The 25,949-nt window shown below is 66.7% G+C and carries 23 protein-coding genes and 1 pseudogene; 9 read left to right on the top strand and 15 right to left on the bottom strand.

From position 1 onward, the window contains the following. Position 1 precedes the first annotated feature (1 nt). From H276_RS0101000 to H276_RS0100980, 5 genes are all read right to left on the bottom strand, one after another. The gene (locus H276_RS0101000; RefSeq protein WP_026356438.1) at positions 2 to 829 is read right to left on the bottom strand and encodes a shikimate dehydrogenase; all 828 of its coding nucleotides are present in this window, start codon (positions 827 to 829) and stop codon (positions 2 to 4) included. Beyond that, entirely contained in the window at positions 819 to 2,063 is a 1,245-nt protein-coding gene (mltG, locus tag H276_RS0100995) for an endolytic transglycosylase MltG (protein WP_026356437.1), read from the bottom strand. Before mltG ends, H276_RS0101000 begins: the two co-directional genes overlap by 11 nt. Beyond that, the gene (gene ruvX / locus H276_RS0100990; protein WP_019969439.1) at positions 2,056 to 2,604 is read right to left on the bottom strand and encodes a Holliday junction resolvase RuvX; all 549 of its coding nucleotides are present in this window, start codon (positions 2,602 to 2,604) and stop codon (positions 2,056 to 2,058) included. Before ruvX ends, mltG begins: the two co-directional genes overlap by 8 nt. A gap of 4 nt (positions 2,605 to 2,608) precedes the next feature. Next, a complete protein-coding gene (gene alaS, locus H276_RS0100985) occupies positions 2,609 to 5,299 on the bottom strand; it encodes an alanine--tRNA ligase (RefSeq protein WP_019969438.1) in 2,691 nt (896 codons plus the stop codon). Positions 5,300 to 5,414: 115 nt separating this feature from the next. Further along, on the bottom strand, positions 5,415 to 5,804 hold the full coding sequence (locus H276_RS0100980; RefSeq protein ID WP_196807815.1) for a secondary thiamine-phosphate synthase enzyme YjbQ: 390 nt from the start codon (positions 5,802 to 5,804) through the stop codon (positions 5,415 to 5,417). A gap of 120 nt (positions 5,805 to 5,924) precedes the next feature. On the opposite strand from H276_RS0100980, the gene H276_RS0100975 reads away from it, so the two are divergent. Next, positions 5,925 to 6,230: a GlsB/YeaQ/YmgE family stress response membrane protein gene (locus H276_RS0100975; RefSeq protein ID WP_019969436.1), complete on the top strand. Its 306-nt coding sequence runs from the start codon at positions 5,925 to 5,927 to the stop codon at positions 6,228 to 6,230. A gap of 62 nt (positions 6,231 to 6,292) precedes the next feature. Here H276_RS0100975 and H276_RS0100970 read toward each other — a convergent pair whose 3' ends face one another. Together H276_RS0100970 and H276_RS0100965 are read right to left on the bottom strand one after the other, a co-directional pair. Further along, entirely contained in the window at positions 6,293 to 7,639 is a 1,347-nt protein-coding gene (locus H276_RS0100970; protein WP_019969435.1) for a replication-associated recombination protein A, read from the bottom strand. A 30-nt stretch (positions 7,640 to 7,669) separates the two neighbouring features. Beyond that, the gene (locus H276_RS0100965) at positions 7,670 to 8,503 is read right to left on the bottom strand and encodes a DUF3097 domain-containing protein (protein ID WP_019969434.1); all 834 of its coding nucleotides are present in this window, start codon (positions 8,501 to 8,503) and stop codon (positions 7,670 to 7,672) included. 233 nt (positions 8,504 to 8,736) lie between these two features. On the opposite strand from H276_RS0100965, the gene H276_RS0100960 reads away from it, so the two are divergent. Together H276_RS0100960 and H276_RS0100955 are read left to right on the top strand one after the other, a co-directional pair. Then, entirely contained in the window at positions 8,737 to 9,498 is a 762-nt protein-coding gene (locus tag H276_RS0100960) for a GAP family protein (protein WP_019969433.1), read from the top strand. A 60-nt stretch (positions 9,499 to 9,558) separates the two neighbouring features. Further along, positions 9,559 to 9,942: an MmcQ/YjbR family DNA-binding protein gene (locus tag H276_RS0100955; RefSeq protein ID WP_019969432.1), complete on the top strand. Its 384-nt coding sequence runs from the start codon at positions 9,559 to 9,561 to the stop codon at positions 9,940 to 9,942. 76 nt (positions 9,943 to 10,018) lie between these two features. On the opposite strand, the pseudogene H276_RS23765 reads toward H276_RS0100955, so the two are convergent. The 3 genes and pseudogenes from H276_RS23765 to aspS all read right to left on the bottom strand — a co-directional run. Continuing rightward, positions 10,019 to 10,231, bottom strand: a pseudogene (locus H276_RS23765) (monooxygenase family protein); the annotation flags it as partial. A gap of 42 nt (positions 10,232 to 10,273) precedes the next feature. Continuing rightward, positions 10,274 to 10,723 (bottom strand): nitroreductase family deazaflavin-dependent oxidoreductase, encoded by a 450-nt coding sequence (locus tag H276_RS0100945; protein WP_019969431.1) that lies wholly within the window; start codon positions 10,721 to 10,723, stop codon positions 10,274 to 10,276. A 29-nt stretch (positions 10,724 to 10,752) separates the two neighbouring features. Further along, a complete protein-coding gene (gene aspS / locus H276_RS0100940) occupies positions 10,753 to 12,618 on the bottom strand; it encodes an aspartate--tRNA ligase (protein ID WP_369758383.1) in 1,866 nt (621 codons plus the stop codon). Positions 12,619 to 12,637: 19 nt separating this feature from the next. Here aspS and H276_RS0100935 point away from each other — a divergent pair, with 19 nt between their 5' ends. Next, positions 12,638 to 13,519 carry an oxidoreductase gene (locus H276_RS0100935; protein ID WP_019969429.1) on the top strand — a complete coding sequence of 294 codons (882 nt, stop codon included), beginning with the start codon at positions 12,638 to 12,640 and terminating at the stop codon, positions 13,517 to 13,519. A 1-nt stretch (position 13,520) separates the two neighbouring features. Here H276_RS0100935 and H276_RS0100930 read toward each other — a convergent pair whose 3' ends face one another. Then, positions 13,521 to 15,122, bottom strand: coding sequence for a carboxylesterase/lipase family protein (locus tag H276_RS0100930; RefSeq protein WP_019969428.1), 1,602 nt, complete (start codon positions 15,120 to 15,122; stop codon positions 13,521 to 13,523). A 74-nt stretch (positions 15,123 to 15,196) separates the two neighbouring features. Here H276_RS0100930 and H276_RS0100925 point away from each other — a divergent pair, with 74 nt between their 5' ends. The 3 genes from H276_RS0100925 (at position 15,197) to H276_RS0100915 (ending at position 20,131) form a co-directional block, all read left to right on the top strand. Continuing rightward, positions 15,197 to 16,087 (top strand): neutral zinc metallopeptidase, encoded by an 891-nt coding sequence (locus H276_RS0100925; RefSeq protein WP_019969427.1) that lies wholly within the window; start codon positions 15,197 to 15,199, stop codon positions 16,085 to 16,087. After that, positions 16,080 to 17,714 carry a DUF885 domain-containing protein gene (locus tag H276_RS0100920; protein WP_026356436.1) on the top strand — a complete coding sequence of 545 codons (1,635 nt, stop codon included), beginning with the start codon at positions 16,080 to 16,082 and terminating at the stop codon, positions 17,712 to 17,714. The genes H276_RS0100925 and H276_RS0100920 overlap by 8 nt, the downstream gene beginning before the upstream one ends. Before the next feature lie 512 nt (positions 17,715 to 18,226). After that, positions 18,227 to 20,131, top strand: coding sequence for a multicopper oxidase family protein (locus H276_RS0100915; protein ID WP_019969425.1), 1,905 nt, complete (start codon positions 18,227 to 18,229; stop codon positions 20,129 to 20,131). A 169-nt stretch (positions 20,132 to 20,300) separates the two neighbouring features. Here the strand turns inward: H276_RS0100915 and H276_RS22390 are convergent, their stop codons facing one another. The 4 genes from H276_RS22390 to H276_RS0100895 all read right to left on the bottom strand — a co-directional run bounded on the left by H276_RS22390 (position 20,301) and on the right by H276_RS0100895 (position 23,943). Next, complete coding sequence (locus H276_RS22390) at positions 20,301 to 21,314, bottom strand: Rv2578c family radical SAM protein (protein WP_036460397.1); 1,014 nt, start codon at positions 21,312 to 21,314, stop codon at positions 20,301 to 20,303. 151 nt (positions 21,315 to 21,465) lie between these two features. Beyond that, on the bottom strand, positions 21,466 to 21,900 hold the full coding sequence (locus H276_RS0100905) for a hypothetical protein (protein WP_231376587.1): 435 nt from the start codon (positions 21,898 to 21,900) through the stop codon (positions 21,466 to 21,468). Positions 21,901 to 22,012: 112 nt separating this feature from the next. Beyond that, positions 22,013 to 23,281, bottom strand: a complete 1,269-nt coding sequence (gene hisS / locus H276_RS0100900; protein ID WP_019969422.1) for a histidine--tRNA ligase — start codon at positions 23,279 to 23,281, stop codon at positions 22,013 to 22,015. Then, a complete protein-coding gene (locus H276_RS0100895; RefSeq protein ID WP_019969421.1) occupies positions 23,278 to 23,943 on the bottom strand; it encodes an MBL fold metallo-hydrolase in 666 nt (221 codons plus the stop codon). The genes hisS and H276_RS0100895 overlap by 4 nt, the downstream gene beginning before the upstream one ends. A gap of 119 nt (positions 23,944 to 24,062) precedes the next feature. On the opposite strand from H276_RS0100895, the gene H276_RS0100890 reads away from it, so the two are divergent. Then, entirely contained in the window at positions 24,063 to 24,929 is an 867-nt protein-coding gene (locus H276_RS0100890) for a peptidylprolyl isomerase (protein WP_019969420.1), read from the top strand. A 3-nt stretch (positions 24,930 to 24,932) separates the two neighbouring features. After that, the gene (locus H276_RS0100885; protein WP_019969419.1) at positions 24,933 to 25,943 is read left to right on the top strand and encodes a peptidylprolyl isomerase; all 1,011 of its coding nucleotides are present in this window, start codon (positions 24,933 to 24,935) and stop codon (positions 25,941 to 25,943) included. Positions 25,944 to 25,949 lie beyond the last annotated feature (6 nt).

Raw genomic sequence — 25,949 nt, 5'->3', positions numbered from 1 at the left:
TTCAGCCGAACAGGGCCGTCCGCATCGCGTCCTTCGGAGCAGTCATCCCCGTGAACAGTTCCACCTGGGTGACGGCCTGGTTCAGCAGCATATGCAGGCCGCTGACGACTTCACCGCCGGCAGCCTGCACCGCAGCGGCCAGCGGCGTCGGCCATGGGTCGTAGATGGCGTCGAGCAGCCGCGGCACCGCAGCGAGCACCGGAGCGTACGGTGCGGCGGCATCGGCCGGGATGGTGCTCACCGCGACCGCGGAATCGGCGACCACGGTGGCGAGCTCGGCGTCGTCGAGATCGCACCAACTGCTCGCGACGCCACGCCCGGCGGCCAGTTCGACCAGCGGCGCGGCCTTGTCCGCGTTGCGGGCCACGATCGTGATGCGCTGCGCACCGAGTTCGGCCAGCCCGAGCACCGCGGCGGGGGCAGTGCCACCGGAGCCGACGACGATCGCTGCGCCCTCGACGGAGCCGAGTGCGCCCGTCACACCGTCGATATCGGTGTTGTCCGCGCGCCAGCCACCGGGAATGCGAACCAGCGTGTTGGCCGAACCGATCAGCCGCGCCCGCTCGGTGCGCTCCTCGGCGAACTCCAGCGCGGCGAACTTACCGGGCATGGTGACCGACAGCCCGACCCATTCCGGCCCGAGCCCGGACACCAGTGCCGGCAGCTGTTCGGCAGTGCACTCGATGCGCTCGTAGGTCCACGCCGCCAGACCCAACGCTCGGTAGGCGGCCAGGTGCAGTTGCGGAGACCGCGAGTGGGCGATCGGCGAGCCGAGAACCGCGGCCTTGCGGACCCTATGTTCCACGACGGCAGGCCGCCTATCGTGCACTGTCGAGGACACCGTTGTGTCGCGCCAGTTCGATGTTGGCCAGGTGCTGGTTGTAGTCGCGAGTGAAGAGCGTCGTGCCCTGCATGTCGATGGTCACGAAGTACAACCAGTCCCCCGGCGCAGGTCGCTCAGCGGCGTCCAGCGCGTCGGCGCCCGGCGAGCAGATCGGGGTCTCCGGAAGTCCTTCGCGGACATAGGAGTTCCACGGCGTGGCCTTGGCCCGGTCAACATCGGTGGTGGCCACTTCCTGGCGGTCCAGCGAGTAGTTGACCGTCGAATCGAACTCCAGCTTGCGGTGCTCGGCCAGCCGGTTGTAAATCACCCGCCCGACCTTTGCGAAATCCTGTGGCTTGGCTTCCCGCTGTACGAGCGAGCCGACCGTGAGGATCTGGTACGGCGACATGTTCAAGGCAGAGGCGGTGTCCAGCAGGCCGCCCTGCGTGTACACCGAAGCGCTGGAGGAGATCAGCGTCGACAGGATGGACTGGGCCGGTGCGGCCGGGTCGATGTTCCAGGTGCCCGGCGCGATCAACCCTTCCAGCCGGCGATGGTCATTGCCCATCGCCGTCACCGGTCCGGCGGCCCACTGCGGAACCCCCAGCGCAGCCACGGGCGTCGATCCGGCGGCCGAGCGAAGGTCGTCGACCGAAACGCACCGCTCGATACCGTCGAGTATCACGCACGACGCCTTCGAGATCAGGCTGAAGATGCCGTCGGTGACAGCGTTGGTCTTGACGTCGGTGATGTCGTCGAGCTGACGTCCTTCTGGGATGGTGAGCTTGCCCACTCGGCTGTTCGGATCGACCAGCCGCGTGACGGCATTGGCCGCGGGGATCTCGGTGCGCAACTTGTAGTAGCCGGGCTGGATCGACGTGATCGCAGAGTTGCCCTGGGCGGCGTCGACGAACGCCTTGACCGTGGCCACCACCTTGTGGTCGTACAACGTCTTGGCGATCGCGGTGGTGGAGTCGCCGTCGTGGACCTGGATGACCAGATCGGATACGCCGTCACCGGCATAGTCGTTGCCGCCGCCGGAGAAGCTGTGCCATAGCTTGGAACCGAGGAACACCGCGGCGATCGCCACGACGACGAGCAGCAGCAGCGACGCAGCTCGCGTGACCCGGCGACGGCGGTTCCTGCGGACCTGACGCATGCGTTCGGAGCGGCTCATACCCCGTCGTGGTGGTCCCACCGCGACGGGTTGCGCCCGCTCGCCACCCCACTTGTCAGCCATCCGTGCCCTCTCCGCGGCTCTCGTCGCGCACGGCCAGGGCCGCCCGCCGCTGATCCAACCAGCTCTGCAGAATGCCCACTGCAGCAACCTGGTCGATCACCGCTTTCTGCCCCTTCGCACGAACCCCGGCGTCGCGCAACGACCGTTGTGCGGAGACGGTGGTGAGTCGTTCGTCGGCCAGCCGTACCGGCGTCGGCGTGATCCGGCGCGCCAACTGCTCGGCGAGATCAATCGCATCGTGCGCCGATGTACCGACCCGATCAGCCAGCGTGCGTGGCAATCCGACGATCACTTCGACAGCTTCGTACTCGCCGACAATGCCGACCAGCCGACGCAGATGCTTCCCGCCGGCCCGGTCACGCCGATCCCGCAACACCGTTTCCACCGGCGTCGCCAGAATACCGTCCGGGTCACTGCTGGCCACGCCGATGCGGACGGTGCCCACGTCGATGCCGATGCGTCGGCCGCGGCCGGGGTCATCGGTGCCCGGGCGATCCGGTCGAGCGGAGCGAGGGGAAGACTGCTCGTCGCTGCTCGGCACCGGGCTAACTCCGGCCGATCTCGGCACGCAGCGCGGCCAATGCCGCGTCGATACCCGCCGCCCCCTTACCGGAACCTTGTGCCATGTCGGCCTTACCACCGCCGCGACCGTTCACCGGGGCCGCGAGTTGCTTCACCAGCTCGTTGGCTCGCAGCCCGAGATCCTGGGCGCCGGGATTGACCGACACCACGAACGGCACCGCATCGTCCTCGCCCTCGGCGAGCAACGCAATGACGGCCGGATCACTGCCGAGCTTGCTCTTGATGTCCCCGACAAGGCTGCGCAGATCTGCCGCCGAGATCCCCGCAGCCATCCGCTGCGCCACCACCCGAACCTTGCCGATGGTCTCCGCCCCCGCCGCAGCATTGGCGGCGGCCGCCCTGGCGTTGGCCAGACGCGCCTTGTCGAGTTCCTTCTCGGCGGCCCTGAGCCGCTCCACCAGGTTGGCGACGCGCGCGGGCACCTCCTCCGACGGCACCTTGAGCGTCGACGCCAGCCCCGCCATCAGTGCCCGCTCCTTGGCCAGATGCCGGAACGATTCCAGTCCGACATAGGCCTCGACCCGGCGTACCCCGGAGCCGACCGAGGATTCACCCAGAATGGTGACCGGGCCGATCTGCGCCGAGTTGTGCACGTGGGTGCCGCCGCACAGTTCCAGCGAGAACGGTCCGCCAATCTCGACCACCCGAACCTCGTCCGGGTAGTTCTCGCCGAACAACGCCATCGCACCCATCGCCTTGGCCTTGGACAGCTCGGTGCTGAAGGTGTGCACCTCGTAGTCGGCTTCGACGGCCTCGTTGGCGACTTCCTCGATCTGCGTGCGCTGGCCCTCGGTGAGCGCACCCTGCCAGTTGAAGTCGAACCGCAGGTAGCCCGGCCGGTTCAGAGAGCCAGCCTGAACAGCGTTGGGCCCCAACACCTCTCGCAGCGCAGCGTGCACCATGTGGGTGCCGGAGTGGCCCTGGGTGGCACCGTGGCGCCACTTGGGATCGACGGCCGCGACGACGGTGTCGCCTTCGACAAACTCGCCGGATTCCACGTTGACGCGATGCGCCCACAAGGTCTTGGCGATCTTCTGCACATCGGTGACCGCCGCCCGTGCGGTTTCCGAGCTACCGGTCCCCGCGATGGCGCCTTCGTCGGCGATCTGCCCACCGGACTCGGCGTAGAACGGGGTGCGGTCCAAAATCAGCTCGACGCGATCGGCGTCCAGCCCCTCGTGCCCGACCACCGGAACCCGCTTACCGTCCACGAAGATACCGAGAATCCTTGCCTCGGAAGTCAATTCGTTGAATCCGGTGAACTCGGTGGGGCCCGCGTCGACCAGCTCGCGGTAGGCGGTCAGGTCGGTGTGAGCCTGCTTGCGCGCCGCGGCGTCGGCCTTGGCGCGGGCCCGCTGCTCGGCCATCAGGGTGCGGAAGCCTGCCTCGTCGACCGTGAGGCCCGCCTCGGCGGCCATTTCGAGGGTGAGATCGATCGGGAAGCCGTAGGTGTCGTGCAAGGTGAACGCGTCGTTGCCGGACAACGTGGATGCTCCCGCGCGCCTCGTCGCCGCAGCGGCTTCGTCGAACAGTCGCGAGCCCGAGGCCAGCGTGCGGTTGAACGCGCTCTCCTCGGCGACCGCGATCCGGTTGATGCGGTCGAAATCGGTGACCAGTTCCGGGTAGGACGGCCCCATTTCGTCGCGCACCGTCGTCATCAGCTGGCCCATGATGGGCTGCTCGACGCCGAGCAGTTTGGCGGCACGGATGATGCGGCGAAGCAGTCGCCGCAGCACGTAGCCGCGGCCCTCGTTGCCGGGGCTGACCCCGTCGCCGATGATGATGGCCGCGGTGCGGCTGTGGTCGGCGATGATGCGGTAACGGACATCGTCCTCGTGGTTGCCGACGCCGTAGGGCCTGGGCGAGACCAGGGCTACAACATCGATGACCGGGCGCACCAGATCTGTCTCGTAGACGTTGTCCACGCCCTGCAGCAGACAGGCGATGCGCTCGACGCCCATACCCGTGTCGATGTTCTTGCGCGGCAACGGCCCGAGGATCTCGAAGTCGTTCTTCGAGGTGCCCTCACCGCGCTCGTTCTGCATGAACACGAGATTCCAGATCTCGATGTAGCGGTCCTCGTTGGCCTCCGGCCCGCCCTCGATGCCGTATTCGGGGCCGCGGTCGTAGTAGATCTCCGAACACGGGCCACACGGACCCGGGATGCCCATCGACCAGTAGTTGTCGGCCATGCCGCGGCGCTGGATGCGCTCAGGGGGCAGGCCGGCCACTTCCTGCCACAGGCCGATGGCCTCGTCGTCGTCGAGATAGACCGTGGCCCACAGTCTTTCGGGATCGAACCCGTAGCCGCCCTCGGAGACCGGGTTGGTCAGCAGGGTCCAGGCCAGTTCGATGGCACCCTTTTTGAAGTAGTCACCGAAGGAGAAATTGCCGGCCATCTGGAAGAAGGTGTTGTGCCGGGTGGTGATCCCGACCTCGTCGATGTCGGGTGTCCGGATACATTTCTGCACACTGGTGGCGCGGTCCCACGGTGGCGTGCGGGCGCCGAGGAAGTACGGCACGAACTGCACCATGCCCGCGTTGACGAACAGCAGGTTGGGGTCGTCGAGGATCACCGATGCGCTGGGCACCTCGGTGTGGCCCGCTTTCACGAAATGATCGAGGAAGCGCTTCCTGATCTCGTGTGTCTGCACGTCGCTTCTGCCCTCGTCTTAGTAGATGGTGGCGGTGGGTACCGCTCGGTGTGCACTGCCGATAATTCGACCGCCTCACATTACCGGTCAGCGCGGTCGCCCTGAACAGCGTTGGTCAGGCCGCCAAAAAACTCAGTCGCACGGACCTTTGCGGGTTGTCCCGGTTGAGGTCGACCAGCACGACGCTCTGCCAGGTGCCCAGCAACGGGCGTCCGTCCTGCACCGGCACCGTGACCGACGGCGACACCAGGGCAGGCAGAACGTGATCGGCGCCGTGGCCGAACGATCCGTGCGCGTGCCGATAGCGGTCATCGCGGGGCAGCAGCCGCTCCAGCGTGTCGATCAGGTCATCGTCGGAGCCGGCCCCGGTTTCGATGATCGCCACCCCGGCTGTGGCGTGCGGGACGAAGATGTTGCACAGCCCGTCACCGTGGCCGTCGCAGAACCTCCGGACGGTGTCCGTCAGATCGACGATGCGGCGGCGGGAGGTGTCGACATCGATCACATCGCTGTCCATCCGCCCAGCCTACGGGCAGTCCCCGCCACCCATTGCCAGCTACGTCGCCGTTTGCACGGTGGTACCCCGGGGTATCTCACCTCCCAGTCCACAAGCCTTGGAGGAGAAATGACCATCACCGGCATCGTCAGCGCGATCCTGATCGGTATCGTGGTCGGCGTCATCGGGCGCCTGCTGGTTCCCGGCAGACAACCCATCGGGTTCCTGCTGACGATCCTGGTTGGCGTCGTCTCGGCGTTCATCGGCACGGCCATTGCGCGAGCACTCGGGATTCCGACGGAGACCAACGGCGTCGACTGGCTCGAACTGCTCGTCCAAATCATCGTCGCGGCCCTCGGCGTCGCCCTGGTGGCCTCGCTGATGGGGCGCAGGCGCGGCCTGTTCGGTGGTCGGCACTCAGGCCTGCTGCGGTGACCGTCGTCGCCGCTTGCCTATAACCCCGGTAGAGGCTTCACCACCACGGCGTCAAGGATTCATCAGCGCTTACGCCGAACGATGGCCCGCAGCTTGTCGAGCCGAGTGGCGATCTCGCGTTCGACACCTCGACCGGTCGGCTGGTAGTAGTCCACTATGACCAGATCGTCGGGCGGATACTGTTGCGGCACAACGCCATCGGGATGGTCATGGGGATACCGGTAGCCGACGGCGTGGCCGAGCTTGGCGGCGCCCGAGTAGTGGCCGTCGCGCAGATGTGGTGGCACCGGCCCGGCCTTACCCGAGCGGATGTCACCCATCGCCGCCGCCAGTGCTGTCGTCACTGCGTTGGACTTGGGCGCGGTCGCGAGATGGACGGTCGCGTGTGCGAGCGTCAACTGGGCCTCGGGCATGCCGATCAATTGCACGGTCTGTGCAGCGGCCACCGCGATCTGCAGGGCACTGGGATCTGCCATCCCGATGTCCTCGCTGGCCAGGATCATCAACCGACGGGCGATGAACCGCGGGTCCTCCCCCGCCACGAGCATCCGCGCCAGGTAGTGCAGCGCCGCGTCGACATCGGAACCACGCATCGACTTGATGAAGGCACTGACCACGTCATAGTGCTGGTCGCCGTCGCGGTCATAGCGCACGGCGGCCTTGTCCAGCGACTGCTCGATGACCTCAAAAGAAACGACGCCACCAGGTGCTCCGGCTGTCTCCGAGGCCACCTCCAACGCCGTCAAGGCACGGCGAGCGTCACCGGCCGAGAGTTGAACCAGCAGGTCGACCGCCTCGTCGGTGACCTCGACCGCACCGCCCAGGCCTCGCGGATCGGTGATCGCGCGGCGCAGCACGGCCTCGACGTCCTGCGCGGTCAACGGCTGCAGCTGCAGGATCAGCGAGCGCGACAGCAGCGGGGCCACCACGGAGAACGACGGGTTCTCGGTCGTGGCGGCCACGAGCAGCACCACCCGGTTCTCGACGGCTGCCAGCAGCGCATCCTGCTGGGTCTTGGAGAAGCGGTGCACCTCGTCGATGAACAGCACGGTCTGGCCGCCGTGGACGGCCGAGCGCCGAGCGGTGTCGATCACCGCGCGCACCTCTTTGACCCCCGCCGACAGCGCCGAGAGCGCCTCGAAGCGGCGGCCGGTGGCCTGCGAGATGAGCGACGCCAGTGTGGTCTTACCGGTACCGGGCGGCCCGTAGAGGATCACCGACGCCGCACCGGAGCCCTCCACCAGGCGACGCAGCGGTGAACCGGCCCGCAGCAGATGCTGCTGCCCGACGACCTCGTCGAGGCTGGCCGGACGCATCCGCACCGCAAGCGGGCCCGTGTCGGGCGCGACCAGGGAGCCCGGATCGCCGGACCCCGGGTCGCCGGGCACATCGAACAAACTGTCGGACACGTGTTCTGCTTACCACGCCGGACCGACCGGCTACTGCGGCGCCGTCACGAAATCGATCAGCTCCTCCACCCGGCCGATCAGCGCGGGCTCCAGGTCATTCCAGTCGCGCACCTGGCCACGGATCCGCTGCCAGGCCCGCGCGGTGTCGGCCTGGGTCGCATAGGGCCAGCCCAGCGCCTGGCAGATGCCCTTCTTCCAGTCCGTGCCGCGGGGAATCTCGGGCCAGGCCCTCATGCCCAGCCGAGCAGGTTTCACGGCCTGCCAGATGTCGATGAACGGATGGCCGACCACCAGCGTGTGCTCACCGCCGGGGCCTCGGCGTACCGCCTCGGCGATACGCGCCTCCTTCGAACCGGTGACCAGGTGATCGACCAGCACCCCGAGTCGCCGGCCGGGACCGGGCGAGAATTCCTCGACGATGCCGGCCAGATCGTCGACGCCGCCGAGATACTCGACCACGACGCCCTCGATGCGCAGGTCGGCACCCCATACCTGCTCGACGAGTTCGGCGTCGTGGCGTCCTTCGACGTAGATGCGGCTGGCCAGGGCCACACGGGCCTTGGCGCCCGCGACGGCCACCGAGCCCGACGCCGTGCGGGCCGGCGCCGCCGTCCGTTTCGGGACGGTCAGAATCACGGGTTTGCCATCGATCAGGAACCCGGGGCCCATCGGAAAGGCGCGCACCTTGCCCCTGCGGTCCTCGAGTTCGACGCGACCACCCTCGATGCGCACCACGGCACCCACGTAGCCGCTCTGGGCGTCCTCGACCACCAGGCCTTTTTCGGCCGGCTGTTCGGTGGACCGGATGCGCTTCGGGGTGTGCGGGTTTCGGGACAGGACGTCGGAACCGTAGCGATCAGTCACGCGGCGATACTAGAAACGTCCCCGAGGTTAATGGAGTTGCGACATACCGTCGTGACCTTGCTGTTAAGACCGTGCACGTGCCAGCCCCCTTGCGCGAGCAGACAGCAAGGTACCGAAAACTCGGCGTGTCGCGGACTTGCGCGTCTGCTCGCGGCGGTGCCGCACGGGCCAGATTCAGCTTGCGCTGGTTCAATCAGCAGGAGACAGCCGACGAAAGGATGGGGCCGCCCCGCATGTGGAGCACGGTGCTGGTGATGGCCCTCGTGGCCGCAACCGACCCGCTGCGCATCGGGGTGATCGCCTACATGGTGTCCCGGGCACGGCCCGTCCGGTTGTTGCTGCCGTTCTTCGCAGGCGGTTTCGCCACCAATGTGGCCGTGGCGGTGGCCGTGGTGTTCGTGTTCAGGGAGAGCGCGCTCGGCGACAGATCGGTTCACCCGGGTATCGAAATCACAATCGGCGTGGTGGCGGGGCTCATCGCCGTCTTGTCGGCGACCGGTCTGCTGGAGCGGTTGTTCCACCGCGTACGCAGCAAGCGGGTGGCGGTGACGGCCGCCGTCGGTAACCACGCAGATCCCGCAACAGGCCAACCACACTCCGAACCCGTGGAGCCGCCGACGCTGGACTCCCTGCCAGTGGTCTCGAAGCTGCCCGAGAGCATCAAGGCTGCCCTGCGCGGCGAGGCGGCCTGGGCTGCCGGCCTGCTCGGCCTGAGCAACGGCATCCCCTCGCCGTACTACGTGGGTGCCATAGCGGCGGTGCTCACCTCGGGTGCGGAGGTCGGTCAACAGCTGAGCGCGTTGGTGATCTTCAACCTGGTGGCGTTCGCCGGTGCGCTGATCCCGATTCTGAGCTTCTGGATCGCGCCCGACGCCACTCGCTCGGCGGTCGAGCGCTTGTATGCCTGGATGAAGATTCACCACCGCCTGGTGGTGACGGTCATCGCCAGTGCGGTCGGGGTGTTCTTCGTCGGGTTGGGAATCAGCCACCTGTGATCACGCGCTGACGCCGGGATCCAGCTGCAAAAGTTCGGTCCGAGAGTAGCGTTCGGGCACATGGCGGACTGGGAAGACGTGGCCAGGGTGGCCGCCGGGCTGCCCGAGACGACCGAGACCTCACCGCGGACCTGGCGGGTACGCAAGAAGCTCGTGGTCTGGGAGCGGCCGCTGCGCAAGGCGGATCTCGAGGCAATGGGCGACGACGCTCCCGACGGCGAGATTCTCGGCGCACGAGTTCCCGACGAGGGCGTGAAGCGGGCGTTGATCACCGACAATCCGGCGGTCTACTTCACCACGCCACATTTCGACGGATATCCTGCGATCCTGGTGCGGCTGGCCGTAATTGACATGCCTGAGCTGACCGAGCTGATCACCGAGTCATGGCTGACACAGGCACCCAAGACTCTGGCAAAAAAGTTTCTGGCGGACGGGCCGGGGTAGTTCGAAATCCTTGTTCCGGCATGCCGATCGAGCAACAGCCCTTGTCAACGGTTGACGAGAACGACCCGGAGCTAGGTCAGATGTCGGCGTAGTCCGAGTCGGTCTCGTTCATCTTCTGATGTGTGCTGTTGCGTGGCGATCCGAAGCGCCCGCGCACCCCAAGTGCCTTACCCAGGCCGAATGGTGCCAGGTTGCCGTAGCGGGTTTCGATGTGATCGGCGGGAATGCGGTAGGTCTCGTGCCAAATGCCGATGTCGCCGGTGCCGGCCGCATCACGGTTGAATGCCGCCCAGGCCGCGGCCTGATCAGCGCTGACTTCGTTCCGGCGCGCTTAGGCTCGGACGAGCTCGAACAGCGGAATCGCCCGTGTGGTGTTGGCCTGGTACTCGGCGAAGACCGGCGCCAACGCGGTCACCTTCGAGTAGGCGTCGTCGCGTTCGTCGTCGGGCAGCTCGCGAGCCGTCACGTCGTAGGAGTCGGTGCCGACCTCGATGCGCACCTTCGGATTAGCCCGCAGATTGTGCACCCAGGCCGGGTGTTTCGGGGCACCCGCAAACGAACCCACGATGAGCATCTTGCCGTCGACGTTCAGGTAGGCCAGCGGCGAAAGCCGAGCCTTGCCGGACTTCGCGCCGGTCGTATGCAGTATCAACAAGTTGCCACCCTTGAACGGCCCGCCGACCTTGCCGCCATTGGCGCGGAATTCCTCCACCACCTTGCGGTTGAACTCGTCGACCGCTGCAGTGTCGGCGTATAGCTTCTCTCTGTCGATCTCGGTCATGCCTGGACACAGCCACAGGAATGCGGGGTCTATTCCCCGGCCGCTGCCTTTTCCGACTTCTTCTCCTTCTCCGGTTTGGCGTCTATTCCGGATTCCTTACGCTGCTGCGCGGTGATCGGTGCCGGCGCGTCGGTCAGCGGGTCCACGCCGCCGCCCGACTTGGGAAACGCGATGACCTCGCGGATCGAGTCGACTCCGGCGAGCAGCGCGGTGATGCGGTCCCAGCCGAATGCGATGCCGCCGTGGGGCGGCGCACCGAAGGTGAAGGCGTCCAACAGGAATCCGAATTTGTCCTGCGCTTCATCATGGCTGATGCCCATCATCGCGAACACCCGCTCTTGCAGGTCGCGGCGGTGGATACGGATCGAGCCGCCGCCGATCTCGTTGCCGTTGCAGACGATGTCGTAGGCATCGGACAACGCGTTGCCGGGATCGGTGTCGAACGTGCCCTCCGATTCGGGCTTCGGAGCGGTGAAGGCATGGTGCACCGCCGTCCAGGCGCCCGAACCGACCGCGACGTCGCCCGAGGCCGTCGCCTCGTCGGCGGTCTCGAACATCGGAAAGTCCACCACCCAGGTGAACGCCCAGGCGGTCGGGTCGATGAGGTCGAGCCGCTTGGCGATCTCGCCCCGGGTGGCGCCGAGCAGTGCCCGGGCTCCCTTTACCGGACCCGCGGCAAAGAAGATGCAGTCGCCGGGCTTGGCGCCGACGTGCGCGGTCAGCCCGTCCCGCTCGGCGTCGGTGAGATTCTTGGCGACCGGCCCGCTCAAGGTGCCGTCTCCTTCAGCCACCAGCACGTAAGCCAGCCCCTTGTGACCGCGTTGCTTGGCGAATTCCTGCCAGCCGTCCAGTGTGCGCCGAGGCTGCGAGGCACCGCCGGGCATGACCACAGCGCCCACGTACGGCGCCTGGAACACCCGGAACGTGGTGTCCTTGAAGTACTCGGTGCACTCGACAAGTTCCACGCCGAACCGCAGGTCGGGCTTGTCCGAGCCGAACCGGCGCATGGCCTCGGCGTGGCTGATCCGTGGTAGCGGCAGGGGCAGGTCGTAGCCGATCGTGGACCACACCGCGCGCAGGACCTCTTCGGCGATGGCGATGACGTCGTCGGCCTCGACGAAGCTCATCTCCATGTCGAGTTGGGTGAACTCTGGTTGACGGTCCGCGCGGAAGTCCTCGTCGCGGTAGCACCGGGCGATCTGGTAGTACCGCTCCATCCCTGCGACCATGAGCAACTGCTTGAACAGCTGCGGGCTCTGCGGCAGCGCGTAGAACGAGCCGGGCTGCAGCCGCGCGGGCACCAGGAAGTCACGGGCCCCCTCCGGCGTCGAGCGCGTCAGCGTCGGGGTCTCGATCTCCACGAAGTCATGCTCGGCCAGCACACCGCGGGCAGCCGCATTCACCTTCGAGCGCAATCGAATTGCGTGGCCCGGGCCCTCACGACGCAGATCCAGGTAGCGGTAGCGCAGCCGGGCTTCCTCGCCCGCGGTCTCGTCGAGCTGGAACGGTAGCGGCGCGCTCTCCCCCAGCACGGTCAACGAGGTGGCGTTGACCTCGATCTGACCAGTCGGGATCTCGGCGTTCTCGTTGCCCTCCGGCCGGACCTCGACGACGCCGGTGACGGCGATACAGAACTCGGCGCGCAGCCGGTGCGCGGCGGCGAGCACGTCACCTTCGCGGAACACCACTTGCGACGCGCCTGACGCGTCCCGCAGGTCGATGAAGATCACGCCGCCGTGGTCGCGGCGACGCGCGACCCAACCCGCCAACGTCACCGTCTGACCGGCATCGGCGGGCCGCAACGAACCGGCGGCATGAGTGCGCAGCACGAAAGACTCCCTATGGGTCGAGGGGAAGAGGTGTGGAACGAGTGACAAGTGTAGAGGGGTCCGCATAGCCACTAAGTTGGCGATCATGAACGTGTCTGTCGCAGTCATCGGTCCCGGCGCCATCGGCTCGGCCATCGCGGCCCATCTGCACACCGCCGGGCACCAGATCGCGGTCTACGGACGCACGCCCCGCGACTCGATCGAGGTCAGACCCGACGGCTCGGCGCCCGTCATCGTGCCCGGCCCGGTGCGTACCGATCCCGACGCGGTATCAGGGCCGGTAGATGTGGTGTTCCTGGCGGTCAAGGACACCCAGAACGCCGAGGCCGCCAAGTGGCTGGCCCGGCTGTGCGATGCGAACACCGTCGTGTGTGCGTTGCAGAACGGTGTGGAGCAGGTCGAGCGCGTGGGCCGGTACTGTCCTGCCGGCACCGTGGTGCCCGCGGCGATCTGGGTCTCCGCGGAGACGACGCCGCAAGGCTGGGTGTGGTTGCGCAATTCGCTCCGCTTGGTCTTGCCCGACAATCCCGCCGCAGCCACCGTCGCCGCCCTGTTCCCGGACGGAACCGTCGAATTAGACCCCGAATTCGTCAACGCGACGTGGCACAAACTGCTGGTGAACGCCGTGGTGGGGCTGATGGTGCTGACAGGCAGACGAACCGGGATGTTCCGCCGCGACGACATCGCCGCGCTGGCCCGCGGCTACCTCGCGGAAGGTCTCGCAGTGGCCCGGGCCGAGGGCGCGACCCTGTCCGACGCAGTGATCGATGAGGTGGTCGACATGCTCGTCCAATCCCCGCCGGACATCACCACTTCGATGTTGACCGATCGGCAGGCGGACCGACCGCTGGAGTGGGACATCCGTAATGGTGTGATCCGCCGTAAGGCCGCCACCCATGGCCTGGCCACGCCGATCAGCAACTTGTTGGTGCCACTATTCGCGGCGGCCAGCGACGGGCCTGGCTGACCTAGTACAGGCCCGCCCAGGACGCGCGCCGGACCGCGTCGGGATCAGCGACCGTCTCATCGCGTGTCGACCGGATCACCCGTGTCAGTCGACGCACGGTGTCGTATTGCGGCCAGTCCTGAAATATCTCACGTGCGGGAAATATCCGGTCCTCCTCACGTGCGGGAAATATCCGGTCCTCCTCACGTGCGGGAAATATCCGGTCCTCCTCACGTGCGGGAAATATCCGGTCCTCCTCACGTGCGGGGTGCCCCCCGGTTGCGAAATCCAACCAGGTGCGTTGCATGCGCCGACCCACCGAGGGCTGGATGCGGCGCCCGAGCGGGTGCAGTTTGCGGCCCAGATACGAGCCGTAGCTGTGTTGGATGTGGACGATCTCGCTGCCGTGGGTCGCGCCGAGCCCCAGTACCTTGAGCGTCCAGGTGGTGTGGTCGAACCGGTAGGCGTGCGTCGGCGCATGCGCACTGTAGGCGTCGGCGAAAGCCCACGTCGGGGCACCGAACATGACATCGGAGCCGATCGCGATCAATGCGTTGCGGCGCGGGAAATCCGGGTAGGCCGCGAGCACGCCGGGTTCGGCGGACGGATCAGTGCGCGCGAAGAAAGCGTGGATGGCCGCTTCGGTGGTGGGCAGCATCGGCGGCTTGCCCCACGCGAACATCGAGGCCTCGTGGCTGTTGGTGCCGATGATCAACGGCACGCGGCCGACGGCCCCGGCGCGGGCCGCCTCGATCGGGTGCTGCGGCAGCAGGTCGACACCGTAGGTCAATCCATAGGCCAATGTCGGTGTGTGTTGCGCACTTTCCAGCTGCAGCTGCCCGGCGGCGCGGCGCAACTGCCGTTGCGGCAAGGTCTTGACCACTTCGGCGCCGACACCGAGGGCGGCCAGAAACCGGCGTGCCTGCCGGGCTCGGGTCTCACGATCGGCGATCAGTGGCAGCGCCGGGCTCTGGGCTATCGCGCGGGCGAACAATCCCGTAGCGGCCGGGCTGGCCAACAATGCCAGTACCGACGTGGCACCGGCAGATTCGCCGAACACCGTCACCTGCCCGGGGTCACCACCGAACGCGGCGATGTTGTCCCGCACCCAGGCCAGTGCGGCGAGCTGATCCCGCACGCACAGGTTGTCGTCGAAACCAGGACCGAGGTCGCTGAGCTCGAAACCGCCGAACACCCCCAGCCGGTAGGTGACATTGACCACCACCACATTGCCGTTGGCAGCCAGCCGCGACCCGTTGTAGAGCTGCAATTGACCCGCGCCATATACGAACGCGCCGCCGGGAATCCACACCATGACCGGCAGCGAACCCGTCGTATCCGGGGACCACACGGTGACGGTCAGACACGCTTCATCGCGGATCTTGGGGTCGTCACGACCGCCTCCGACGAATGAACGGCCTTGCGGTGGCAACGGCCCGTGGTCGACGGCGTCGTGCACACCGGTCCACGGCGACAATGGCTGCGGCGCCAGAAACCGTCGCGCACCGACGGGTTGCCGGGCATAGGCGACACCCCGCCACACCCCGACACCGTCCTCGACGGTGCCACGGAGCCGCCCCAGCGAAGTATGGGCGATGGTCGAATGTTCCGCGGCGACGGACACGTCTGAATCCTAGTGTGGCAAGCTGGACACGCTGTCGAGTGTGACCTACCGGCGAATGGCGATGGAGCGACGCGATGACCTTCAACGAGGGTATGCAGATCGACACGAGCACCACGTCGACCGGCGGCGGAGGCCGTGGTCCCGGTCGCGGACTGGCCATCGGCGGTGGCCTCGGCGGCCTGCTGGTGGTCGTCGTCGCGCTGTTCCTCGGCATCGATCCCGGCACGATCATGCCGCAGCAACAGCAAATCGACGCCGGGGGCGCCCAGGCTCAAGGTATCGATCTGAGCCACTGCAAGACCGGCGCCGACGCCAACAAGTACGTGGAGTGCCGTGTGGTGGCCACCGGTAACTCGGTGGACGGGGTCTGGTCGCAACTGCTCAAGGGCTACACCCGGCCACACATGAAGCTGTTCAAGGACCAGGTGAACACCGGGTGCGGCCCGGCCACCACAGCGGTCGGCCCGTTCTACTGCCCCGTGGACCAGACTGCCTACTTCGACACCGGGTTCTTCCAGGTGCTCGTCGACCAATTCGGTTCCAGCGGCGGGCCATTGGCGCAGGAATACGTGGTGGCCCACGAGTACGGGCACCACGTGCAGAATCTGCTGGGTGTATTGGGCCGGGCCCAGCAGGACCCGCAAGGCGCGACCGGTGCAGGCGTGCGCACGGAATTGCAGGCCGACTGCTACGCCGGCGTATGGGCGCACTACGCGTCGATCACCAAACAGGAGAGCACCGGGGTGCCGTACCTGGAACCGTTGAGCGACAAGGACATCGCCGACGCGCTGTCGGCCGCCCAGTCGGTCGGTGACGACCGGATCCAGAAGGCGGCGACCGGCCGGGTCAACCCGGAGACATGGACTCATGGCTCCTCGGCGGAGCGGCAAAAGTGGTTCACCGTGGGTTATCAGACCGGCGACCCCAAGAAGTGCGATACGTTCGCCGCGGCCAACCTTGGTTAGGGCACAGACCGAGGTAGACACCGTCGCGGAGCGCTACCTCGAGAGATACGCACAACTCGACCCCTGCGCGGCAACCGAATTGGGCGTCAAAGGCCACGACGCCGAGATCACCGACTACTCCCCCGACGGCGTGGCCGCACGCGCCGAGGCGGCCCGGTCCGCGCTGCGGGAACTCGCCGGGGCCACCCCGATCGACGATGTCGACGTGGTGACCGTCGCGGCCTTGACCGAACGACTCGGCGTGATCATCGAACTGCACGACGCCGGGCTGGATCTGGGTGAGCTGAACGTGATCGCCTCGCCGTTGCAGGCCATGCGCGACGTGTTCGATCTGATGGCCGTCGACACCGTGGACGACTGGTCGCTGATATCGCGGCGCCTGGCCCAGGTTCCGGATCGCGCCGACGGTTACGCCCTCGCCCTGCGGACCGCGGCAAGTAACGGACATGCCCCGGCCACCCGCCAAGTCAGCCGCGGTATCGATCAGGCCACGCGGATCGGCCAGTTGTTCATCGACATGGTTTCCCGGGCCGCCCCGGGAAACCCGGTGCTGCACCGCGAGTTACACGCCCGGGCCGAGGCAGCCGCCGCGGCGTACCGACGGCTGGCGACCACACTGCGAGACGATGTCGCCCCGCATGCCCGCCGGCAGGACGCCTGCGGCCGCGATGCCTACCGGCTGCTCTCCCGCTCTTTCCTCGGCGCCGAAGTCGACCTCGACGAAACCTACGCGTGGGGCATCGAGCTTCTGGAAGCGATTGTGGCCGAACAGGTGTCGATCGCACAGCAGCTCTACCCCGGCGCCACCGTGGCCGAGACCCTACACCGCCTCGACGACGAGCCGCGCTATGTGCTCACCGGCACCGATGCGCTGCAGGCCTGGATGCAGGATCTGTCTGATCGCGCGGTGGAATCGTTGGCCGGCACGCACTTCGACATCGCCGAGCCGCTGCGCAGGCTGGAGTGCCGGATCGCGCCGACCCAGACCGGCGGTATCTACTACACCGGCCCGTCGGAGGATTTCAGCAGGCCGGGCCGGATGTGGTGGTCGGTACCACCCGGTGTCGAGCAGTTTCACACCTGGCAAGAGACCACCACCGTCTTCCACGAAGGTGTTCCTGGGCACCATCTGCAGATCGGCCGGGCGGTGGTGCTGGCCGACCAGCTCAACCGGTGGCGCCGGCTGGGGTGCTGGGTGTCGGGCCACGGTGAGGGCTGGGCCCTGTACGCCGAACGGTTGATGGCCGAGCTGGGCTGGCTGGGCGACGCCGGCAACCGCATGGGCATGCTTGACGCGCAACGGTTTCGGGCCGCCCGGGTAGTGATCGACATCGGAGTGCACTGCGGCATGAAAGCACCCGACGGAGCAGTCTGGGATGCTGAGCGGGCGTGGAACTTCCTCACCTCACACTCGTCCATGGCCCCGGAGAATCTGCAGTTCGAGCTGGATCGGTACCTGGGCTGGCCGGGGCAGGCCCCGTCGTACGCCATCGGTCAACGGATCTGGCAGCAGTTGCGCGACGATGCGCTACGGGCCGGGGCGTCGTTGAAACAGTTTCACAGCCGCGCGCTGGATCTCGGTGGTCTGCCGCTCGAGGTGCTGCGATCGGCGTTGTCGACGACATGACCCATCCGTATCGAGCCCGACTCGGCAGGCGTGGTGGGCCGACGCGTACGACGCGGACCGCTGACCGTACCCCACAAGCCGGAACCGGTTATCAGGGCATCGGTGTGGCGCTGTCGATAGCGGTTTTTGCTTCCACGGTAGGGACGGCGAAGGCCGGGGCGCAGGCATCGCGATGACGGTTTGGAGTCCGTCGAGGGCCCTCAACTCGGCGCCGAGGCTGAGGCCAGGTAACCAGCCGCCCGCGCCGCGAATATGTGCTGGATCGCGTCCTTACCTCTCAGTGAGGCGGTCACCGAGACTTCTCGATCAGGCGAGCAGAGCTGATGTCGAGAGCCCGGACACAGGTTCGCGGCTCGCAGGATGCGATTCCACCCGCAAACAGGATGACCAGCGATGCATCCCACGCGTTCACCTACCCTAGCCACCTGCAATGTACCTGGGGAACCTCTGCAGGCTCCCCGGGGAGGCAACTCCGGCTACTGAAAACCAACCTCGTGTGTTTCACTGGTCGGGTGGTTTCGCGACGAGGACGCCAGTTCAGCAGGCGGGCGGTACTACTCGGAGGCGCTGCCGGTGTCCTGGGCCTGACAAGTTCGCTGGCATCGCGGCCGGCGGGCGCCGACGAACCCCCCTACTTCCCGTCGACCGCACTCGATCAGCCGAATCTGCCCAACTTGAGATTCCAGGGCTTCCACTCGCCGCGGAACATCCGTCCCTTTGTCGACGAGCTGCCGATCCTGCCGCGGCGACAGCTCGGCGGTCAGATCGTCGTCGCGGAGGCCCTGCACGAATTTCACAGCGATATGCCGCCGGCCCCGAGTTGGGGATACGACGGCGTGAGCCACCTCGGCCCGATCATCGAGGTGCAACGTGGCGAAGTCGCCAAGACCACCTTCGTCAACAATCTCGGCCCTCACATCCTCGCCGACTACATCGACCCCTCGCTACACGGAGTCAGCTCCGATGACGCGACTCGCCCGCCGATGGTCGTGCACCTGCACGGTGCACCGAACTCACCCGTCAATGATGGCTTTCCGACCGCCGTGATCCGCCCGGGCGAAAGCATCGACTACCAGTTCAGCAACCAACTGGAATCCGCCACGCTGTGGTATCACGACCACGCCATGGGGATCACCCGGCTGAACGTCTATGCCGGCCTGGCGGCACCGTACTGGGTGCGCGATGAATTCGACACCGGCAAGGAGGACAATCCGCTGGGCCTGCCGGCAGGTGACTACGAGTTGCCCCTGATCGTCTCCGACAAGGTTTTTACCCGCGACGGACGACTGCGCTACGACAGCATCCGCACCCAGCTTTTACAAAACCATTGGGGCGGAGGTCTTGCCGGTGACGTGATGGTCGTCAACGGCAAGGCGTGGCCGAATCTGAATGTGGACCGGGGGGTTTACCGGATCCGGCTCACATCGGCTTCGTCGGTGAGCGACTACCGGATCGCGTTCTCGAACAACATGCCGTTCTGGGTCATCGGCAGTGACGGCGGGTTGCTCGACCAGCCCGTCGAAGTCCTCGCGCTCGATGTCGTCTCGGCCGAACGCTACGACCTGCTGGTCGACTTCAGCGGCTTCGAACCCGGTGACGCCGTCGAAATGATCAACATCGCGCAGATCGCATGGATCGGCCAACTCGGCGGTAGTGCGCAGGTGCGAAACATCATGAGGTTCAGTGCCACCGAGAAGGTCGGAAAGTACACAGAGATCCCGAGGGATCTGCGTGGTGGCCGCCGGCAGCCGAAGCGGCTGCCGGCCTTGGCGACTGCAACCGAGCCTCCTGTCACCCACACGTTGAACGTCAACCTCAATCGCGAGGGTCAGTGGCTCGCCAGGGTAAACATGAACATCGACAACCTGGCATTCGACAGCAGCTGCGTGGACATTGCCCGCGAAGGCGGCGTGGAGCAGTGGAACTTGGTGAACGCCGATGTCACGCTGCAAACTCACGCGATCCACGTTCACCTCGCGCAGTTCCGGGTCATCGGACGGCAGAATTTCGATCGTCGCCAATTCGCCCACGACCTGGACAGCCCGGGACACATCGGCGATGGCCGATGGGCGCCGTCAGCCGAGGACTACGTGCGCGGTCCTATGGAAGATCCCGCCCCGTATGAGCGGGGCTGGAAGGACACCGTGCGATGCCCCCGTGGTCAGATCACGCGGGTTCTCATTCGCTGGCCGACCGCCGACGAGCTCGGCTTCGATCCGGACGCTCCGTTCGAGGCCCCCGATGGAACTCCGCTGCAAGGTTACGTATGGCACTGCCACATGCTCGATCACGAGGACAACGAAATGATGCGGCGGATCCGGATCGTCGCTCCGACGCTGCCCGACAGCGACCTACCTACGTGCGACATGTCCGACTCTGACATGTCCATGTCCGGGCACGGCCATCACATGGGCTAAGAAACGTCATCCGGAAAACACGGGCGACCACCGGGGTGAGTTCGGGTCACGATCACCCAACCGGTGAGCGACGGCTGGGACGGCATCATCACCACCGACCTCGACCAGATCCTGCCGAGGGCCTCACCAAGGCTGTCACGCCGCGCGACAAGGCTAAGACCTGCGCAGACTAAAACAGGGTGGGATGCGCCGGTGCCGTGGTTTCGGGTACGACACCGGCGCTCGCCGTGGGCGGTCGCCCAGCCAGCCCGTACCGGGTGAGCAGCGGCGCCACCCGGGTACGAAGTGCGTTGCGGTAGTCCTGCGGCAGGTAGGCCCCGCGTCGGTACAACCGCTGGTATTCGCCGACGAGTTCGGGATGCGAGCGTTGCAGCCACTGAAGGAACCAGCCGCGTGTCGATCCCCGCAGATGCAGTCCGAACACCGTGGCGCCCGTCGCGCCCGCCGCCGCGATCTGGCCGAGCAGCGAGTCGAGATGTTCGACCGAGTCGGTCAGGTACGGCAGCACCGGCGCGACCATGACGTGGCAGTCCAACCCCGCCTCGCGCACCGCCGAGATCAGCGCCAGCCGCGCCTGCGGCGACGGTGTACCAGGTTCGACATCACGATGCAGATCCGGATCACCCACCGCCAGCGAGATGGCTACGCTCGCCCCGGGCCCGTTGTGCGCGGCGTCAGCGACGAGCGGCAGGTCGCGGCGCAAAAGCGTTCCCTTCGTCAAGATCGAGAAGGGCGTTCCTGAATCAGACAGTGCGCGAAGGATTCCCGGCATCAACACGTATCGGCCCTCGGCCCGCTGATACGGGTCGGTGTTGGTGCCGAGGGCGACGGTTTCCCTGGTCCAGGACCTGCGTTGCAGTTCGCGTCGCAGCACCTCGGCGACGTTGGTCTTGACGACAACCTGGGTGTCGAAATCCACGCCGCAGTCGAACTCCAGGTACTCATGCGTCGGGCGGGCGAAGCAATACCGGCAGGCGTGCGAACAACCCCGGTAGCCATTGACGGTATAGCGGAACGGCAATACCGACGACGCGGGAATCTTGTTCAGCGCCGACTTGCACACGACTTCGTGGAAGGTGATGCCGTCGAACTGCGGAGTCCGCACACTGCGGACGAACCCGAGACGCTGCAGGCCGGGCAATGCGCCATCGTCGACCCGCAACCCTTGCCCATCCCAGCGCATACTTACATCGAACAATTGTTCGAGTTGAATGTCAAGAACTCGCAGTTAGCGGTGTCCCACCCCGCGAGATGAATCGACAAGCGACGGTGGTTCGGCGGTCTATGCGCTATTCGGCGACCATCTCGCCGGAAAACGACTTACCCCGTCCAGTTCACCACTGGCCGAGCTGGCACCGCGGGCTGTAGGGATGGTCGTTCTGGTTGGCCAGCTGACCGTCGACGGAGATCTCGCAGTGCGCGTTGGGTGCCCCACGCCCACCGTGCGTGGTGCTGCTGACCGTGAAGATCGCCCACTGCGGGTCTGCCAGCGTGGTATCGAACACCCAGGGGTTGTCCGGGCCCACATTCACCTGGGCCTTCTGCAGATACTTGTACGGATCGGCGTTGTAGGCGTCTTTGCTCGGCGGCTGAGTCGCCAGGTAGTAGAGGTCGAAATCGTAGGGAGCACCAGATGTCAGCGTGTAACGGACCTCGTGTTCAGCGGCCGGATCGGCATTCGCCACCGAAGTACCGACAGCCTGCCCCACCGCAATAGATGCAGCCGCTACCGCCAACGCGGCACCGACCCTGCTCGTCACGTTTCGCATGTTCCTCATATCGAGGCACGCTACCGGGTTGTTACAGATGTGACAGCCTTGAAAGAGAGCATCAGTGCAAAGCCACGAGACGAGACGCTGATCCCGAACCAGAACGTCGGGGTCAGGGCGTGAGTCGGGAAAGCAGTTCTGCGACGACGGCATCGGCGGCGACGTCGACCTGCTCACCGGTGGAGAGGTCTTTCAATCCGACGGTTCCGGCGTCGAGGTCGCGATCCCCGGCCACCAGTGCGTATTTGGCGCCAGAGCGGTCCGCTGCCTTCATCGCACCCTTGAGTCCGCGGTCGCCGTAGGCCAGGTCGACCCGCACACCGTCGGCCCGTAACCGCGCAGCCAGCTTGACGAGCTCGAGCTTGGCGGCCTCGCCCACCGGCACCGCGAACACCTGCACCCCGCTGTTGGCACCGGCCGCCGTCTTCCCCTCGGCCTGCAACGCCAGCAGCGTGCGGTCGACCCCGAGGCCGAATCCGATGCCGGACATGTCCTGACCGCCGAGGCGGCGCATCAGTCCGTCGTAGCGCCCACCGCCGCCGATGCCCGACTGCGCACCCAGCCCATCGTGGACGAACTCGAACGTCGTCTTGGTGTAGTAGTCCAGGCCACGCACCATGCGCGGGTTGATCACGTAAGGAATCCCGAGCGCGTCCAGGTGTGCCTGCACGGTTTCGAAGTGCTGTTTGGCGGTATCGGACAAGTGGTCGAGCATCAAGGGCGCATCGGCGGTCATCGCCCGCACCTCGGGTCGCTTGTCGTCGAGCACGCGCAGCGGATTGATCTCCGCGCGCCGCCGGGTCTCCTCGTCGAGATCGAGCTTGAACAGGAATGCCTGCAGGAGTTCGCGGTAGGCCGGGCGGCAGGTGTCATCGCCCAACGATGTGAGCTCGAGCCGGAAGCCGTCGAGCCCCAGCGAGCGGAAACCGAAGTCGGCGATCGCGATCACTTCGGCGTCGAGTGCCGGATCGTCGACGCCGATGGCCTCGATACCCACCTGCTGCAGCTGGCGATAGCGTCCTGCCTGCGGTCGCTCGTACCGGAAAAACGGCCCCGAGTAGCACAGCTTGACCGGCAGTGCCCCGCGGTCCAGCCGATGCTGGATGACCGCACGGATCACCCCGGCGGTGCCCTCGGGACGCAAGGTCACCGAACGCTCGCCGCGGTCGGCAAAGGTGTACATCTCCTTGGAGACCACATCGGTGGACTCCCCCACGCCGCGGGCGAACAACGCGGTGTCCTCAAAGATCGGCAGCTCGATATCGCCGTAGCCGGCACGGCGGGCCGCGGTCAACAGGCCGTCGCGGACGGCGACGAACTGGGCCGACTCCGGCGGCAGGTAGTCGGGGATGCCCTTGGGCGCCTGGAATGCAGATGTCACAGAGTCAAACCTTCGAGAAATGGATTGGTGCGGCGTTCGTGCCCGATCGTCGAGCGCGGACCGTGTCCCGGTAGTACCACGGCGTCGTCGTCGAGCACCAACAGTTTTGTCACGATCGAACCGAGCAGGTCCCGACCGCTGCCGCCGGGCAGGTCGGTGCGCCCGACCGAAGACCGAAACAGCGTATCGCCCGTGAAGACGACGTCCGTCAGGCCATTGGTCAGCCGGAAGACCACCGAGCCTCGGGTGTGCCCGGGCGTGTGGTCGACGGCCACGGTGATGCCGCCCAGCTCCACTTTGTCGCCATCGTGGTCCAGCTCGACGAGCTGACGGGGTTCGGAGAACAGCGTCCCGAACGCCAGCTGGGCCAGGCGCGGCCCGAATCCCCTGATCGGATCGGTGAGCATGAACCGGTCCTCGGGGTGGATATAGGCCGGGCAGGCATACGTGTCGGCCACCTTCTGCGCCGACCAGATGTGGTCGATGTGGCCGTGGGTGAGCAGGACCGCCGCCGGGGTGAGCCGGTTTTCGTCGAGAATGCGACGCAGCGGCCCCATCGCCCGCTGACCTGGATCAACGACGATCGCATCGGCGCCGGGCCGGTCCGCCACGACGTAGCAGTTGCACGCCAGCATCCCGGCTGGGAATCCGGTGAGGAACACGGTTGCCAGTTTCCCACGTCGGTTGGGCACCCCCTGTTCACGCGGGTCGGCAGGCTCGGATTCAGCATCACCTGGCAGACTCGGTGCCGATCGAACCGCCTACCAGGAGGACGACTGCGGTGCCCACCAACGAACAACGACGAGCGACGGCCAAGCGCAAGCTGGAACGCCAACTGGAACGTCGCGCAGCCAAGGAGCGCAAGCGCCGTCTCCTGACTATCGTCGGCGCGGTCGTGGCCGCCATCGTGGTCATCGGCGCGGGCGTCGGCATCTTCGTCTTCAACCGGGATTCGGGGAGCACCACGGCCTCCGCCGCCACCAGTACCCCGTCCGCCGAGGCGCAGCCTGCGGCCGACGGCCAGCTGCCGGCTTTCGTGGCCCCGGCCAACCTCGGTGCGAACTGCCAGTACCCGGCGACCGGCGCGGCCAGCAAGAAGGTCAACCCGCCGCGCACCGGCAAGGTGCCCACCGACCCCGCGACGGTCAGCGTGAGCATGACGACCAACCAGGGCAACATCGGCCTGCAGCTGGACAACGCCAAAGCGCCGTGCACCGTCAACAGCTTCGCCAGCCTGGCCCAGCAGGGCTACTTCAACGACACGCCCTGCCACCGGCTGACCACTGGCGGACTGTCGGTCCTGCAATGCGGCGACCCGACCGGTAAGGGCACCGGCGGCCCCGGCTACCAGTTCGCCGACGAATACCCGGCCAATCAGTACCAGCCGGACAACCCGGCGCTACAGCAGCCTGTGGTTTACCCGCGCGGCACTTTGGCCATGGCCAATGCCGGCCCGGGTACCAACGGCAGCCAATTCTTCCTGGTCTACAAGGACTCACAGCTGCCCCCGAACTACACCGCGTTCGGCACCATCGACGCGACCGGCCTGGCAACCCTCGACAAGATCGCCGCGGCCGGCGTGGCCGGTGGTGGCCAGGACGGCAAGCCGGCCATGGACGTCGAGCTGAAGTCCGTGGCGCTGGACTGATCCGTGACGATCCCGCCGCCGGAGGGCGGATACCAGCCTGGATATCCGCCGCCGGTCGGGTATCCCGCCCCGCCGCCCACCAACGGCCTGGCGATCGCCGCCCTGATATGCGGTTTCTTGTTCGCGCCCCTCGGCATCGTCTTCGGGCACATCTCGCTGTCGCAGATCCGGCGCACCGGCGAACAGGGCCGCGGGCTGGCGATCACCGGTCTGGTGGTGGGCTATCTGATGACGGCGCTGGCGCTGCTGGCGGTGGTACTCGTGGTGGTGGCCAGCCTCTTCACCGTCGGCTTCCTGCACGACCTCAAAGTGCCCATCGACGGCAGCGCTACGCCGTACCCGACCGCTCAACCGTCGGTACCCCCGCCGCCCACCGGGACGTCGCCGTCACCGGCAACCCCGTCGGCACGGGCGAACGCGGGCTCCAACTGCCAGTACCCTGCTTCTGACACGCCCGCCAAGCCGGTCACGCCACCGCGCAGCGGGAAGGTGCCCACCGACCCTGCCACTGTCAGTGCCAGCGTCACCACGAACCAGGGCAACATCGGCCTGAACCTCGACAACGGTCGCGCACCGTGCACGGTCAACAACTTCGCGAGCCTGGCCCAGCAGGGTTACTTCGACGACACTCCGTGCCACCGACTGACCACCGGCGGCATCTACGTCCTGCAGTGCGGTGACCCGACCGGTGAGGGCACGGGTGGGCCGGGCTACACGTTCGCCGATGAATACCCCGTCGACCAATACCCACCCGGTGACCCCGCACTGCAACAGCCGATCACCTATCCGCGAGGGACCCTTGCCATGGCCAATGCCGGCCCGGGTACCAACGGCAGCCAGTTCTTCCTGGTGTACCAGGATTCGCAGCTGCCCCCGAACTACACGATGTTCGGCACCGTCGATGCCACCGGGTTGGCAACCCTCGACAAGATTGCCGCGGCGGGTGTGTCCGGCGGCGGCCAGGACGGTCAACCGGCCAACCCGGTGACGATCACCTCGGCGCGGCTGGATTGACGCCGA

The organism is Mycobacterium sp. 141, assembly GCF_000382405.1.
Lineage (GTDB): Bacteria > Actinomycetota > Actinomycetes > Mycobacteriales > Mycobacteriaceae > Mycobacterium.
This window is presented reverse-complemented; position numbering and strand designations above follow the sequence as displayed.